This window comes from Koromonas soli (assembly GCF_059726265.1).
Map to the genome: position 1 here is coordinate 1,527,317 of NZ_AP040872.1, position 15,100 is coordinate 1,542,416.

Annotated in this window: 15 protein-coding genes; 10 read left to right on the forward strand and 5 right to left on the reverse strand. The window is 55.1% G+C overall.

Features of this window, described 5'->3' with window-relative positions:
* The first annotated feature begins 15 nt into the window (after positions 1 to 15).
* From AC6IY8_RS06625 to AC6IY8_RS06635, 3 genes are all read left to right on the forward strand, one after another.
* Positions 16 to 312 (forward strand): GlsB/YeaQ/YmgE family stress response membrane protein, encoded by a 297-nt coding sequence (locus AC6IY8_RS06625; protein ID WP_497777960.1) that lies wholly within the window; start codon positions 16 to 18, stop codon positions 310 to 312.
* Between the two features lie 131 nt (positions 313 to 443).
* A complete protein-coding gene (locus AC6IY8_RS06630) occupies positions 444 to 770 on the forward strand; it encodes a ComEA family DNA-binding protein (protein ID WP_497777961.1) in 327 nt (108 codons plus the stop codon).
* Between the two features lie 2 nt (positions 771 to 772).
* Positions 773 to 1,567: a dienelactone hydrolase family protein gene (locus AC6IY8_RS06635; protein ID WP_497777962.1), complete on the forward strand. Its 795-nt coding sequence runs from the start codon at positions 773 to 775 to the stop codon at positions 1,565 to 1,567.
* 6 nt (positions 1,568 to 1,573) lie between these two features.
* Here AC6IY8_RS06635 and AC6IY8_RS06640 read toward each other — a convergent pair whose 3' ends face one another.
* A complete protein-coding gene (locus tag AC6IY8_RS06640) occupies positions 1,574 to 1,762 on the reverse strand; it encodes a hypothetical protein (RefSeq protein WP_497777963.1) in 189 nt (62 codons plus the stop codon).
* A 210-nt stretch (positions 1,763 to 1,972) separates the two neighbouring features.
* Positions 1,973 to 2,260: a hypothetical protein gene (locus AC6IY8_RS06645; RefSeq protein WP_497777964.1), complete on the reverse strand. Its 288-nt coding sequence runs from the start codon at positions 2,258 to 2,260 to the stop codon at positions 1,973 to 1,975.
* Between the two features lie 343 nt (positions 2,261 to 2,603).
* On the opposite strand from AC6IY8_RS06645, the gene AC6IY8_RS06650 reads away from it, so the two are divergent.
* The 4 genes from AC6IY8_RS06650 (at position 2,604) to AC6IY8_RS06665 (ending at position 9,754) form a co-directional block, all read left to right on the forward strand.
* A complete protein-coding gene (locus AC6IY8_RS06650; RefSeq protein ID WP_497777965.1) occupies positions 2,604 to 4,346 on the forward strand; it encodes a hypothetical protein in 1,743 nt (580 codons plus the stop codon).
* A 110-nt stretch (positions 4,347 to 4,456) separates the two neighbouring features.
* Positions 4,457 to 5,014, forward strand: a complete 558-nt coding sequence (locus AC6IY8_RS06655; RefSeq protein WP_497777966.1) for a DUF2760 domain-containing protein — start codon at positions 4,457 to 4,459, stop codon at positions 5,012 to 5,014.
* Between the two features lie 38 nt (positions 5,015 to 5,052).
* On the forward strand, positions 5,053 to 6,888 hold the full coding sequence (locus AC6IY8_RS06660) for an Hsp70 family protein (RefSeq protein WP_497777967.1): 1,836 nt from the start codon (positions 5,053 to 5,055) through the stop codon (positions 6,886 to 6,888).
* Positions 6,821 to 9,754: a hsp70 family protein gene (locus AC6IY8_RS06665; protein WP_497777968.1), complete on the forward strand. Its 2,934-nt coding sequence runs from the start codon at positions 6,821 to 6,823 to the stop codon at positions 9,752 to 9,754. The genes AC6IY8_RS06660 and AC6IY8_RS06665 overlap by 68 nt, the downstream gene beginning before the upstream one ends.
* Positions 9,755 to 9,762: 8 nt before the next feature.
* Here the strand turns inward: AC6IY8_RS06665 and AC6IY8_RS06670 are convergent, their stop codons facing one another.
* Complete coding sequence (locus tag AC6IY8_RS06670; protein ID WP_497777969.1) at positions 9,763 to 10,818, reverse strand: helicase-related protein; 1,056 nt, start codon at positions 10,816 to 10,818, stop codon at positions 9,763 to 9,765.
* A 16-nt stretch (positions 10,819 to 10,834) separates the two neighbouring features.
* Positions 10,835 to 11,524 (reverse strand): RecQ family ATP-dependent DNA helicase, encoded by a 690-nt coding sequence (locus AC6IY8_RS06675; RefSeq protein WP_497777970.1) that lies wholly within the window; start codon positions 11,522 to 11,524, stop codon positions 10,835 to 10,837.
* 53 nt (positions 11,525 to 11,577) lie between these two features.
* Here AC6IY8_RS06675 and AC6IY8_RS06680 point away from each other — a divergent pair, with 53 nt between their 5' ends.
* Entirely contained in the window at positions 11,578 to 12,714 is a 1,137-nt protein-coding gene (locus tag AC6IY8_RS06680) for an ATP-dependent DNA ligase (RefSeq protein WP_497777971.1), read from the forward strand.
* Here AC6IY8_RS06680 and AC6IY8_RS06685 read toward each other — a convergent pair.
* Entirely contained in the window at positions 12,711 to 13,169 is a 459-nt protein-coding gene (locus tag AC6IY8_RS06685) for a hypothetical protein (protein ID WP_497777972.1), read from the reverse strand. The two genes, AC6IY8_RS06680 and AC6IY8_RS06685, sit on opposite strands and share 4 nt — an antisense overlap.
* Positions 13,170 to 13,214: 45 nt before the next feature.
* Between AC6IY8_RS06685 and AC6IY8_RS06690 the strand changes: the two genes are divergently transcribed.
* Complete coding sequence (locus AC6IY8_RS06690) at positions 13,215 to 14,144, forward strand: NADP-dependent oxidoreductase (protein WP_497777973.1); 930 nt, start codon at positions 13,215 to 13,217, stop codon at positions 14,142 to 14,144.
* 268 nt (positions 14,145 to 14,412) lie between these two features.
* Positions 14,413 to 15,099 carry a haloacid dehalogenase type II gene (locus tag AC6IY8_RS06695; protein WP_497777974.1) on the forward strand — a complete coding sequence of 229 codons (687 nt, stop codon included), beginning with the start codon at positions 14,413 to 14,415 and terminating at the stop codon, positions 15,097 to 15,099.
* Position 15,100: the final 1 nt, after the last annotated feature.

The following is a 15,100-nucleotide window of genomic DNA, read 5'->3' on the forward strand; positions in this document are numbered from 1 at the left end:
CAAAGGGGGAAAACTATGGGAATACTGTCTTGGATTATCGTGGGCTTGATTGCTGGATGGGCTACCGGCAAGCTCATGCAAGGCTCCGGATACGGCGTGATCATGGACATCATTGTGGGCATCGTCGGAGCGCTTGTCGGCGGGTTCATTATGAGGAGTCTGGGATTTGCGGGCCAGGGTGGGATGATCTACACAATCCTGGTAGCGATCGCGGGCGCCGTGATTCTCACCTGGATCATTCGCATGGTCACGGGAAGGCGCAGCACAAAGTTCCCGACTGATAAAGATTCCAACATCCGTCGAGCAGCATGATCGGCAACAGCACGATCGAGCCATCTTCTGGGCGCCGCCACGATCGTGCCCCCGGGAGATGGCTCACTCTATTTCAATCGAGTCTCCTGTGCAATAAGCGCCACTGCACCGTCTGTATATCGTCACTGCTTATGTTGATCCCCGCCGTGGCTTGCACACCTAAAGCCGACAACCCGGCCGCAGTGCGTGAAAAAGCAGCCGATGCAACTGCACAGATCAAGCGCGATACAAAGGCGATAGCTCAAGGTATCCGCGAAGGCTGGACGCGAGACAAGCCAGCTGACTTGAATACCGCAAGCAGAGAGGAACTACAATCGCTGCCTGGTGTAAATCAGCGTCTGGCCGAAAGTATCATTTCTCATCGCCCGTACTCGCGAGTATCCGAGCTTCTCGATCGGCACGTCATGAGTAAAGCTGAGTACGACAAGATCGAATATCGACTTACGGTAAAGCACTAGACATGAAGACCCGACTAGTACTTCTGATCGCGCTGTTTCTACTTCGTCCACTCGCCTACTCGCAGGATTGGGCCAAAGCGTCACTGGAGAAATCGCCACGCCATCAGGAGTGGGTGCAGATTTCGCGTGGTGATCGTTCCATTCGAGCTTTTGTCGTCTATCCCGAAGTTAAAAGCAAGGCGCCTGCGGTGATTGTGATCCACGAGATCTTTGGGTTGACGGACTGGGTGCGCAGCGTAGCCGACAGGCTCGCGTCCGAAGGATACGTGGCAATAGCCCCCGACCTCCTCTCCGGATTTGGACCTGGTGGAAAAGGCAGCGAAGCCTTCCAGAGTACTCAGGACAGCATGAAGGCTGTTTCCGACTTGAACCCAAAGAGCGTAACGGATGATTTGAATGCCGTGGCCAACTACATTCTGAAAGTACCTGCAGTGAATGGGAAGCTGGCAGCGGCCGGGTTCTGCTGGGGCGGTGGAACCGCGTTTCGCTTCGCTACTTCACGTGCTGATCTGAAAGCTGCCTTTGTCTTCTACGGTCCCCCTCCTGACGGCGTCACTACGATCGCCGCTCCGGTCTACGGCTTTTATGCAGGAAACGACAGTCGCATCGACGCCACTCTACCTGACACTCAGGTTGCGATGAATAAAGCCGGAAAGGTATTTGATTTCCACGTCTATGACGGCGCAGGACACGGATTCATGCGTGCCGGCGAGGATCCGTCCAACACGACTGAGGCCAACAAGACAGCTCACGATCAAGCCTGGCGTCGTTGGCTCTCACTGCTGAAGCAGATGTAGTGTCGTTCAACCAGCGGCGCGTCTCTTGCTTTCATTTTCGCGATTGGAGCAGCAAAGCACCTTCTTCGAGCTCGGAGGCTTCGCCTCGCGATACGAAGGGTGTACATCCTCACCCTCCTTGCAGATAAAAAAGAGCACGGCAAACGTGATCTGTCCACCGACGATCACCATAGCGAGAGCAAACCAAATCGTCATATTTCAGAGCGCGTTCCGAATGAATGACCGCACGTGCAAGCAGCATTGCTTGTACAAATAGACGATGCTTTGAGTCGCTCGGCTACAACAATTAGGTAAAGTTTTTGCTCAAGACCAACGACTATCGCGGAGCACTTTTACAGATTGATCGTTCTGTGACCAGTTTCTTCGCAACACGGGCTAGCAGTTCTTCTCAAGAACATGATGCGACTACTGCCAGCGCTGTTTATGACGCTCCAGCCACCAGCATGGCGGATTCAGGACCGACTGAGCATATTGCGGCAATGCAGTACGCGAACAACTCTGCTCCGTAGTGCCAAGATAATCGTACTCAGCCTTATTTCCCTTGAGTTGCATCCGAAGGTACTGCTCCACCTGAACCTTTGCGATTCCCTCGCCCCGTGATACACGTATCTCGAAAATGATCCAATCCGCTGCGTAGAACAGCACGAGCCCGAGAAAGAGATAGAGCGCCATCCGTCCAATCTGTCTTACCATTTCAGCCTCTACTGTGCATTTGATCACGAACCGCCATTGTTGACAGCGTCTTCGCCTACAGTGACCGTTCAGTATAGTCCCGGTCGCCTGATCCTTATGAGCCACCATGGGCTGTGTTGATTGCTAAATGCATAGCCTGAGCAGCATAGAGCGTCTTCACGACATCAGAGCAAAGTAGCGGGATTCTCCGAATCCGTGGCGTGTGGAGCGCAAGGGCTTGAAACGGCAGACCGACAAGTTATCTGGGCGGCATTTCGCGAAATCCATGGCAGTTTCATGTGTGTGTTTATTCGCCGCATGCATTTTTGCTAATCCTAAGCCCCCGCTTGAGCACTCCCACAAGGTGAGCGTCCTGACTCAACGGAACGACAACGCTCGTTCGGCGGCAAACACTTCCGAGCGCGTCCTGAACGTCCGCAATGTGGACGCCAGGTCGAATACCTTTGGCAAGTTATTCTCCATCGCGGTCGAAGGCAATGTCTTTGCACAGCCTTTGATAGTCGCCGACTTGAAGTTGAGGAATGGAGCCATTCGCGACGTTCTCTACATTGCAACCGAAAAGAATAACGTTTACGCGGTTGACGCTCACACCGGGGAGCAAATCTGGGCTCGAAATCTCGGGCCCTCCGTGCCGGCGCTCGATATTACAATCTTCGGTCGCGGTGCGCTTCAGATGGGAAACAGTTGGGACTATAAGGACCTGTATCCCGACATCGGAATCACATCCACGCCAGTCATCGACCGACGCACTGGAGTCCTGTTTGTGGTTGCAAAGACCAAGGAAGGCCCGGCGAGCCGCCCGTCGTACCACCATCGTTTGCACGCTCTCGACATTCGCACAGGATCGCCACTGCAAGCTCCAGCAGAAATTGAGGGCAGCGTTCCTGGTACAGCAATCGATGCGCGGAACGGCCTGATAACATTCGATCCCTTTATTCAACTCAACCGTCCGGGACTATTGCTGCTCAATGGCTACATCTACGTGGCGTTCGGCTCACATGGAGATGCCGGCCCATTTCACGGCTGGATCTTTCGTTACACTGCGGCCGATTTCAAGCAGAAGGCTCTCATCTTCTGCACGACACCCGCCCACGAGCAGGAGGATACTCTTGACGATGCGGAGCGAGAGACGTACGAGTGGAACAGAGGCGGAGTCTGGCAATCTGGAGTAGGTCTCGCTGCTGACGGCAACGGCGCAATCTATTTCACTACCGGGGATGGTGCGTGGGATGGGCAGCACAATTTCAGTGATTCCATCCTGAAACTCAATTCAGATCTGCAAATCCTCGATTGGTTCACCCCATGGAATCACGAGAAATTGGACAATGAGGATCTCGATGTTGGATCAGGTGGAGCAGTGCTGCTTTCCAATAACACGTTGGTCGCTGGCGGCAAAGAAGGCAAGCTCTACCTCTTACACACGGATCACCTCGGCAAGATCAGTTCCACCAGCAGCGCGGAAGTGGCAAATGTCGTGCAGGAAATACAGGCGACTGTATTACCGACAAATCCACTTCCCTCTTGCGCTGGTTGCTACCACCACCTGCACGGAGCTCCGGTAATCTGGCCAGCTCAGGATGGCCTTCGCTTTTACATCTGGCCCGAGATGGAGAGCTTGAAAGCTTACAAGCTCGTGAATGGCATGTTCGTCCCCAATGGCGAGAGTCACATCTCTGCCCCCTTGCCCACCGCAGGAATGCTTACGTCCATGCCAGGTGGTTCCCTATCGCTATCTTCCAATCGTAGTCAAGCTGGAACGGCGGTACTCTGGTCGTCCATGCCAATCAACGACAACGCAAACCGGCAGAATGTGCCCGGCGTCCTGCGCGCCTTTGATGCTTCCAACGTGCGCGACGAGCTCTGGAATAGCGAGATGAATGCCTCCGATCGGTTGGGAAACTTTGCGAAGTACTGCCCGCCGACAATAGCCAACGGAAAGGTGTATATGGCAACCTTTGCGCCCGAGACCGGATATCCCGCAGCCGTCCAGACTGGGCCAGCGCATATTGTTGTCTATGGTCTGTTTGGAGGAGCTGGAAGAAAGCCAGCTCCAGAGATAAAGACGTTCATCAACCCCAACAACTGAACGCAGCAGCTCTAGTCGTGCGAGCAAAGTTGATCGTGGCTGCGATCAGCGCGTATCATCTCCAGACTTGGCGCGCTCGCTGTAGCGCGCAATTCTATTGCGGAGTCATTATGACCGGCTGGGAGCGAGTAAGTTTCGCGTTTCGGTGTTTTTTCTCAATCCTGTTTGATGGCGAAATTCCTACAGATATTGCGGAGCAACTCTGCAAGCCCCGCACACCAGCAACAGAAACGGCTCCAACCCCCACCGTACTTTCCTACACACAGGTCCACGCTCCTGCGGATCGAGAGTATGACCGCGCTGTTCAGATTCTGGGCCTATTCCAGCGCGACGGACGTCTTATCGATTTTCTTAGCGAAGACATCTCTCCTTATCCGGATGCCCAACTCGGAGCTGCTGTTCGGAGTATCCACGAAACCTGCCGGCAAGTGCTGGATCAGTACGTGAAGCTTGAGCCGATTCTCAATTCGGAAGAAGACCAACCTGTCTCCCTTGAGTCCAGCTTTGATGCTGCCACCATCAAACTTATCGGAAACGTTACAGGCAAGCCTCCGGTTCGCGGCTTCCTTCGTCATAAAGGCTGGCGCGTGAAAGAGGTACATCTTCCACAACTGCCGCAGGAATCGGGTCGCATGATTGTCGCACCGGCAGAGGTCGAAGTGCAGTAGTTTCCGTAACCGACAATTTTGGCAAAAGGGAGATGTAAGTGACTGCCAAATACATCGTAGGCATCGATCTTGGCACTACGAACTCAGCCTTAGCATTTTGCAGTGCATCGGATGAAGAAAACGCGATTAGCGTTCATGCTATTCCGCAGCTTGTGAATCCCAACGAAGTTGCGGATCGCACTCTCTTGCCCTCATTCCTATACATCCCCGGTGAATTCGACTTTCCTCAAGGCAGCCTCACACTACCCTGGCAGGCTGAGCCCACAGTTGTCATTGGTGAGCTAGCCCGCAAGCGTGGCGCAGAAAGTCCCAATCGTCTCGTAGCCTCCGCCAAGTCTTGGCTATCGTACGCAGGCGTTGATCGTGCTGCGCCCATTCTTCCATGGCAGGCCCCGGACGAAGTTCCCAAGTTATCTCCCGTTGACGCATCCTCACAGTATCTGCAGTATCTCCACACCATCTGGGACCACGGTGACATTGCAAACGGTGCGCCTTTATCGGAACAAGATGTGCTGCTGACTGTCCCTGCCTCCTTCGACGAAGAAGCTCGCGAGTTGACACGTCGTGCCGCGGAGCAGGCTGGATATCATCAGGTCACATTGCTCGAAGAGCCCCAGGCGGCCTTTTATGCGTGGCTCGAGAGCCAGGGTGAGAGTTGGCGCGATCAAATCAAGTCCGGCGATCTGGTTCTCGTCTGTGATATCGGCGGCGGGACTACTGACTTCAGCCTCATTCTCGTTTCAGAAGACGTTGAAGAACTGGTACTGAAGCGCGTTGCCGTTGGCGATCACATCCTGCTCGGCGGCGACAACATGGACCTGATGCTCGCCCGAGTGTTGCAGCAACGTCTGACCGAATCGGGATACAAAATTGACAATTGGCAACTACACGCGCTGTGGCACCAAAGCCGCATAGCGAAAGAAAAGCTGTTCGAATCGCCGGACCTTCAGAGCTATCCCATCACGCTGCTTGGCAAAGGAACGAAACTGATCGGCGGAACCATCAAGACTGAACTTGCGCGCGCCGATCTGAATCAGGTACTCATTGAGGGCTTTTTTCCCCGCATCGCGAGTAACGAAATGCCTATGCGTCAGCGGCGAGTAGGCTTTCAGGAACTCGGATTGCCGTACGCCGCCGACGCCGCAATTACAAAGCATCTGGCACGCTTCTTGTCCGAACAGGCGCGCAACAGTCCCGAAGCTCAACAGATTCGTCGCGGCCCCAGTGGACTCGCCTGCCCCACGCATCTGCTCTTCAACGGCGGCGTGATGAAGGCACCAACTCTTCGCACCCGTGTGATTGAAGTCCTGAATACATGGTTGCAGCAGGAGGGTTTCAATGCGCTCGAACCCGAGCACATACTACAAGGCCCCGACCTGGAGCATGCCGTTGCACGAGGCGCCGCCTACTACGGCAGGGCGCGTCGAGGCCGTGGCGTTCGCATTCGAAGCGGAGCCTCGCGCACTTACTACATCGGAATTGAAAGCGCCATGCCTGCCATCCCCGGCATGGAAGCTCCTCTGAAAGCGCTTTGCGTTGTTCCATTCGGAATGGAGGAAGGCACCGAGGCTACCATTCCGAACAGAGTATTTGGTCTGGTCGTGGGCGAGCCAGCAGAGTTTCGTTTTCTCACTTCCAGTATCCGAAAGCAGGATCAAGTCGGGAGCCTCCTGGAGGACTGGGCAGATGAACTTGAGGAGTTGAGCCCCATGGAGGTAACTCTTCGCCTTGACGGACAACAAGGAACAGTTGTCCCAGTCCGCCTCGAGACTCGGGTGAACGAACTGGGAACCCTCGAAGTTTGGTGTGTATCTCGCGACGGCAATCAACGCTGGAAACTGGAACTCAACATTCGCGAGAAAGCTACAGGGTGATCCGGCGATGGCTTCGCGTTATCTCATCGGCATCGATCTGGGAACCACCAATTCTGTTCTCGCATACATCGACACACATGAAAGCGACGAGACCCCACAGCGCGTTCATGTGTTTCGGATTCCGCAATTAGTAGCGCAAGGCGAAGTTCGCGCGCTCCCCTCACTTCCTTCCTTTCTTTACTTCCCTACCAAGGAGGAGCTTTCGACGGGCGCAGTAAGCGCTACTTGGGATGAAGTCCCGCCCATGGTCACAGGCTTGCTCGCCCGCGAACAGGGCGCCCTCGTCCCAGGTCGTCAGGTATCCTCTGCAAAGTCGTGGCTATCCACTTCCGGCGTCAGCCGAAGAGCCAAGATATTGCCCTCGCAAGCTGAGCCTCCTCAGCCAATGATCTCTCCTGTAGAGGCTTCGACCCGGTATCTCATGCACCTGCGCGATGCATGGAATGGCGCAATGGGTCGCGATGCGGCAGAGCGCTTTGAACAGCAGGAAGTGGTCCTCACCGTCCCCGCATCCTTTGACGAAGAAGCACGCGAGCTTACGGTGGAAGCCGCTCGCGCGGCCGGGATCATTCATCTCACGCTTCTCGAAGAACCCATCGCTGCGTTCTATTCGTGGATGGAGAAACACACTGCTGTGCAAGGCGCTACTTCCTCCGCGCCGAAAGAAACCAATCTCAAAGATGGCGATCTCGTCCTAATTTGCGACATTGGCGGAGGCACAACAGACCTCAGCCTCGTGCGCGCCTACGACCTAGATGGAGAGTTGCGGTTTGAGAGAACCGCCATTGGAGAACATTTATTACTCGGCGGAGACAATCTTGATTTAGCTCTCGCCAAGCACGTCGAGCAGAAACTTGCAGGCACGAAACTCACCATGCGCCAGCGCTATGCACTACGGGGCGTTTGCTCCTCGGCCAAAGAGCGCCTGCTCGATAACAGCGCGCCAGTCAGCCTGCCGATCACAATTCTCGGAAGCGGCAGTTCCATTATCGGACAGGCGCTCACCGTCGATCTGACTCGAGATGACGTCCTGCAAATTCTGCTCGACGGTTTTCTCCCCATCGTCTCGCCGCAGGAGAAGCCCCGACAGAGCCGCACCATTGGCCTTCGCGAGATCGCATTGCCTTACGCAAGCGACCCGGCCATCACGAAACATCTTGCTGCATTCCTCTCGCAGGCTGCCGTCGCCATGACGACATCATCCCAAGGCAACATGGTTCGTCCCGATGCGGTGCTCTTCAATGGTGGATTCTGCATTCCTCACGCTGCACGGACACGAATTGTTGATGCGCTGTCGCATTGGTTTCGCGCATCCGACCCGAGTTGGAACCTGACGATCCTTGACAGCCCTGACGCAGAGAGTGCTGTGGCGCGCGGTGCCGCATATTACGGGAGCGTGCGCAGGGGCGCCGGGCATCGTATTCGCGTCGGGAGTGCAAGAAGTTACTACATCGGATTGGAGAGCACTGATGGCCTCGTTGGTATCTGTGTGCTTCCGGCCGGAGTTGAAGCGGGCACCTCTCTGCCAGCGCTTGACCGTCAATTCTCTGTGTTAGCAAACCGTCCCGTATCTTTCACTCTTTACAGTTCACTCACACGACATAGTGCCCATGGCGAGACGGTCTTGCTGAGCGAAGACGATGTGCATCGTCACGCGCCGCTCGTTTCGCTTCTGCGCTATGGCAAGAAGTTGCGGGAGATTCGTCTGGCTGTGCGCCTCCGAGCCAGTCTCACTGAAGTTGGCACGCTCGAACTTTGGTGCGAGTCGCTGGACACCTCCCACCGATGGCGTTTGCAGTTCGAACTACGCGGAGAGGATTCCGCCGAGGAATTGCAACATCCCCGAGAGGCCCGATCTACAACGTCGATCGATCCACCTTCTGATGCAGCAGTCGAATCTGCCACTAAGTTGATCGAGAATGTCTTCGGCCACTCCGGCGACGGCGACCCGGTCGCTCTCATGAGCCAGTTGGAAGCCGTTCTCGGGAGCAAGAGAGATTCGTGGTCTGCTGCGGTTCTTCGCAAACTCGGCGATGTACTGCTCAACAACTCTGACGGACGCACGAAGTCTCCTCGCCACGAGTTTCGCTGGATGAATTTGGCCGGCTTGTGCCTGAAACCTGGCTTTGGCGTGGATGGCGACACATCGCGTATAGATGCGGTCAAAGCTCTTTACACGAGCAAACCCAATTTCAGCAACGACCTGCAATGCCAAATAGAATGCCTATCATTACTACGCAGAGTAACAGGAGGACTCAACGCCAGTGTCCAACAAGCGCTGTATCGACAATTGACGAACCAACAAGACGCAAGGAAAGCTGCTCGGCGCAACCGGCAACTCGACTACGAACATTGGCGTTTGCTAGCCAGTTTGGAGCACCTCCCTGCTCGCACCCGACTCGCACTCGGCAAAGAACTCCTTTCGAGAATAGACAAGAACAACGAAGACACAATCTGGCTTTGGGCTCTGGGGCGCGTTGCTGCCCGCGTGCCCCTCTACGGATCGCTGCATTCAGTGGTTCCCCCCACTAATGTTGTCGAGTGGTTGGACGCCCTGCTTCGATTGTCGCTCTCAAACAAGGCATTCGTGAGCGCCGTAATTTCCATGGCGCGCATCACCGAGGATTTTTCGCGCGATATCGATGCACCCACCCGTGACAGAGCGATCTCTTATCTGCGAGAGTTGGCTACCCCGGAAGAAGAACTTCTGCCGCTACAAAAGTACGTCGCTCCCGATCGAAGCGACGCTATCTCCAGCTTTGGCGAGCCGCTACCAGCCGGAGTGCAATTAGTGAGTTCCGCAAACTGTCTGCTGTCCGTTCCCGCCTTCCACGGCTCCGATCCCATCGTTTCGCGACGCGCGTAGCATTCGCCTCAAGCAGCTCTCTCTAGGAACTCGCCCCGCACCTGCTTCGCGCCTGGAGAGAAACGGACAGTCACATTGCGTCCATTGATTTCCAGCACCTTCCCGGCTCCGAACTTTTTGTGGCGCACTTGTTCACCGATGTTGAACGCTTTAACCTGTGAACTCGCAACCGGCCTTAACGCAGAGCGCGTAAACGGCTGCGCCGAGTCGAACGCTACTGCGCAGTGCTCGCCCACTTGTGGCTGCGGGGTCGCCGTGCTGTCGAACACTCGTGAAGAGAAAACTCCAGCTTTGCAATTGTCGCAATGCCAGCACTGGGCCGTTTCCCTCCCGTCGTTTCCGAGAAAGTACTCCTTCAGGAACTCCGTGCGGCATCGCGCTGTCTCGGCGTAGTTCATCATCGCTCTCAGGCGATCGCGGTCTGATTGTGTCAACCGTTCGTACTCGCTTAGAAACTGGTCGAATTCCTGGCTATCCGAAAACTCTCGCTTTCTCACGATGTGCCTGGCCTTACGTGTGACAATTCCGCTCGCCTCGAGTTGCGACACAATCACCTTCACCTTGCGCTGCGGAAGCCCCGATGCGGTTATTAGATCGTGAATGTTGATTACTGCGGGTTTCTGGTTTGCCAGTGCCAGCAGCGCTTCGTACACCTTGAGCGAGTGCTCACGACGCGGATATTTGCCGCCGAGAAAATAGCCCTGTATCCGTCGATCCTCCAATCTATACAGCAGCGCGCATTGCGCCTCCTCACCATCTCTCCCGGCCCGTCCCGCTTCCTGATAATAGCTTTCGAGCGAATCAGGAAAGTTGTAATGCACCACAAAGCGAATGTTGCTCTTATCAATGCCAAGACCAAAGGCTTTGGTCGCGACGATTACTTTTAGTTCATCATTCATAAAGCGCTGCTGCGTTTCCTGGCGCTCTCTCACCTTGCACTTGCCGTGATATAGACCAGCATTGATTCCTTCTTCTTTCAGCCACTTGTGCAGTTCGTTTGCCAGCCGTACGGTAGCCGTGTAAACAATCCCGACGCCTTCAACTCCTACAATAATGTCTCGCACTCTCGCCCGCTTTGCTTCACCGTTTTACCGTTCGGAATACCTCGAGAAACAGGTTCGGACGTTCAAGTCCGGTATTCACAGTAACCGCGTGCTCTAGCCCGAGTTGCTTCAGAATGTCATCGGCTACATCCGGCGGTGCTGTTGCGGTAAGGGCCAGCACTGGAGGATGTCCCAACGTCTGAATCGCATGTCGCAAGCCGAGGTATGCAGGGCGAAAATCATGTCCCCACTGCGAAATGCAATGAGCTTCATCGACCACAAACAGCGATACCCCGGTACTACGCAGAAGTTGCAGGTAGTCAGGATTCTCCAACCGTTCCGGCGTCATGTATATGAGCTGATGCTCATTGGCCCTAATTTCTTCGATGGCCTCTTTCGTCTCTGTTTTCGTCAGCGTGGAATTTAGAGTAGCTGCATCGATTTCTGCGGCTTCAGCCTTCTCTTGCTGATCCTGCATAAGCGCTATTAAGGGAGACACTACAACGGTGGCCATTGGCATCAACAAGGCAGGAAGCTGATATGTCAGCGACTTTCCTGCGCCCGTGGGCATAATTACGAACGCATCGCGGCCATTCAAAACAGCTTCGATCGCCTCACGCTGACCAGGACGAAAGCTATTCACGCCAAAGCGGTCGGCAGCTTCACGATGCAAACGCGACCAGTCAACGTTCAGTTCTTTCTTCGCAGTATTAGACTTCTTAGCCATGAGTGAGCTCGGTTAGATGCGAGGCCGTAGGTTCCACCAGCATCCAATCCCTCATGCTACGGTCACGCAAAGTATCCATCGCAGAGAAATCTCACACCATAGAGGACGGCGTCGTTCCAGCCGAACATCTGGAAGCCAGTTTCCCGCAGCTTCATCTACCGATTCAGGCGCCATTCGCACCCATGGAGGCCAAGTCTGTAGACTCCATTCCCTCCGGATCAGAGTGGCAGTACGAGCCCAAGTGGGACGGCTTTCGTTGCCTCGCATTCCGCGATGAAGACCTGATCGTATTGCAATCGAAGTCAGGCCAGCCGCTCTCCCGTTATTTTCCTGAGCTGGTCGATGCACTTCGAGGCCTGAAGGCAAGGCGCTTCATACTGGATGGAGAGATCGTGATCTTTCGCAATGAGCATCTCTCGTTTGACGACTTATTGATGCGAATTCACCCCGCAAAAAGCCGTATTGATAAGCTCTCGCGAGAAACTCCGTGCAGCTTCCTTGTCTTCGATTTGCTGGTCGATGCTGATGGCCGCTCATTCCTCGACACACCACTGCACGAGAGACGTCTGCATCTGGAGCAGTTCATCGCGCGATTCGGCAACTCGCCATTGCTCAAACTTTCTGCCTGCACCCGCGAGTTATCCCTGGCTCGCCGCTGGTTCTCCGATCTCGCCGTTACAGGATGCGACGGCGTGATTGCGAAACTTCGTAACGAGCCGTACACATCAGGCGAGCGCGCCATGCTGAAGATCAAACGCATACGATCTGCAGACTGTGTCGTCGGAGGATTTCGTTTCGCGTCCAAGGGCGGCGGAGTTGGCTCACTCCTGTTAGGGCTCTACGGATCTGACGGTCTGCTGCATCATGTCGGCTTCACTTCCAGCTTCAACAAGGAACAACGCACTGAACTCATCGACATCCTCAATCCATACCTCGGTGGCGCTGGTTTCACCGGCAATGCCCCTGGAGGGCCGAGTCGATGGAGCACGGAGCGAACAGGCCAATGGGAGCGCTTAAAGCCGAAGCTCGTTGCTGAAGTCAGCTACGATCATTTTTCAGGCGGCCGATTCAGACATGGAACCAAGTTCCTTCGCTGGCGCCCGGAAAAGCGCCCTGAGAGTTGCACCATGGAACAGGTAAAGGCGCCGGCGAAAGTCACTGGTGGGTTACAAACGCTGTTGGCGGCCTAAGCCGCCAGCGGGTCGTCCTCACTTTGTTGATTTCTCCGTTGACGGTCACCAGGATCCTGATCCTGCATATCCGCTTCTGCGTTTGCGTCCTCGTCGCGATTGCGGTTGATCTCTCCAGTGTCTTTTCGGAGCTCATTCTCGCTCTGCTTTTCCATACTGTACTCCGGTGTCTGCCCTGTTTCAGCCATGCCAGCATCATTTGATTTGTTTAGCGGGTCCTGAAAACGATGGTCCAGCTGCAACTCCGGTTCAGCTACATTGCTATCGGAAGCATCCTCGGGACGATAGGCCTCAACCGCCCCCTTTGCAGCGTTTTCGTCTTCCTGTGTTTCACGAGTCCGTGGTTCGCCATTCATAGTGGCGAAGATGTTGCTCCGCACCGTGACGTTGCCATCACTCTCAATTTGGTGACTCAGCATCGCAGCTTGGGTCGATCGGAGGCTGAGCGCATCCAATGAACATACCAATTGCCGATCTGGAGATGCACTGGGGAGAAAGCAATGAAAGCTGTTGTCTTGCGCGAGTACGGCGGTCCCGAAAAGTTGCACTATGAAACTGATTTCCCCGACCCGGAGGTAAGGAGCGATACCGTTCTTATCGCGGCCTCCGCCGCAAGCGTGAATCCAATCGACTGGAAGGTTCGCTCAGGTGCGCGCCAAAAGGATTTTCCGCTTACATTTCCGGCAATTCTTGGTCGCGATGTTAGCGGTATCGTTCGGGCTGTCGGCTCCAGCGTAAGAAGTTTCAAACCCGGAGACCGCGTTCTCGCGTTCACCAATCGAACGTATGCCGAGTTGGTCGCCGTTCCTGAGGACTCCGTTACTCATCTGCCAGATGGGTTGGACCTCACGGATGCTGCCGCCATTCCGCTGATCTCCCTTACCGGGGATCAACTCGTGCGCCGCGCAACAAATCTCCGCAGCGGGCAAACGATTCTCGTTACAGGCGCCGTTGGCAGCGTGGGTCGTGCGGCTGTGCACACGGCCAAGAAGATGGGTGCGCGAGTAATTGCCGGTGTCCGCAAAGAGCAATTCGACGATGCACGCACGCTGGGAGCGGCTGAGATTGTGGCGCTCAACGATGACGATGCACTCCAGAACATCGAGCCACTCGATGCCATCGCCGACACGGTTGGTGGAGAGCTTGCGACCAAGCTTATCGTCAAGGTAAAAGAAGGCGGCTCGTTTGGATATGCGTCCTTCGTCCCCGACAACAGTTCGACATTGAATCCAGGCGTCACAATCAAGCGCGTCTTTGCGCAGTCAGATCCCTCCAAGGTGCGGGAGTTTGCGGATGACCTGCGCGATGGCAAGTTTGTGCTGCCGATCGGTCGGCGGTTGCCACTCGAAAAAGCCGCCGAAGGACAGGTTCTAGCCGAGAAAGGCGGAGTAGGAAAAGTAATCCTGCTCACCGGAGATTCACATCCCTAATCCAGTTACGGAACTGAGATGAAGCTGCAAGGGTCGTGTTACGAAGGAAGAAAAGCCGACGAGCGCCCCATACGCTTTCGCCTCGACGCGCATGAATACCTGATCGAAGAGCTGATCGATCAGTGGTACGGCCCTGACAAGTCGTTCTTCAAAGTACGGGCAAGCGACGGCAATCTGTACATTCTCTCGAGGCAGCATTCAATACCGGACGGCCTATGGGAACTCGTGTTCTTTCGGCAATCATCCAGATCGCACAAGGGTGAGCAACATGAAGCCAAAGGTACTTGTGTTCGATGTCAATGAGACTTTGCTGAACCTGGCGGGCCTGCAGCCCGAGTTCGTCAGACTCTTCGGTGACGACGCCGCATTGAAGGAATGGTTCAGTCTTGTTCTTCAGTATTCGTTGATTACAACTGTAGTGGAGAAGTACTCAGATTTTGGCGTGCTCGGCAAAGCCGCTTTGCAAATGCTTGCTAAGTCACGAAACGTCCAGCTCTCTTCCGAAGACGAGGCGCGCGTTAGCCAAGGAATGCAGTCCTTGCCTCCGCATCCAGAGGTGCGAAAAGCGCTGACCGACTTGCAAGGCGCTGGATTCAGATTGGCCGCTCTGACGAATTCCAGTCCTGCCATGATCCAGGCGCAACTAAAGAATTCAGGACTCTCCGAGTTCTTCGAGCAGAGTATTTCTGTCGAAGAGGTCAAGCGCTTCAAACCTCATCGCACCGTGTATGAGCGAGCCGCGCAGCGTTTGAATGTCCTGCACAGCGATGCATGTCTGGTTGCCGCACATGCGTGGGATGTGATGGGCGCAATGAACGCAGGCTGGTCTGCTGCATTTGTCGCCCGCCCCGGAAAGGTTCTCTTCCCGCTCGCTGCAACACCACAGTACATAGGTGCAGATCTGAGGGAAGTTGCGGACCAACTAATCCAGCGGCACGTCACTCCTGCGGTGTGAC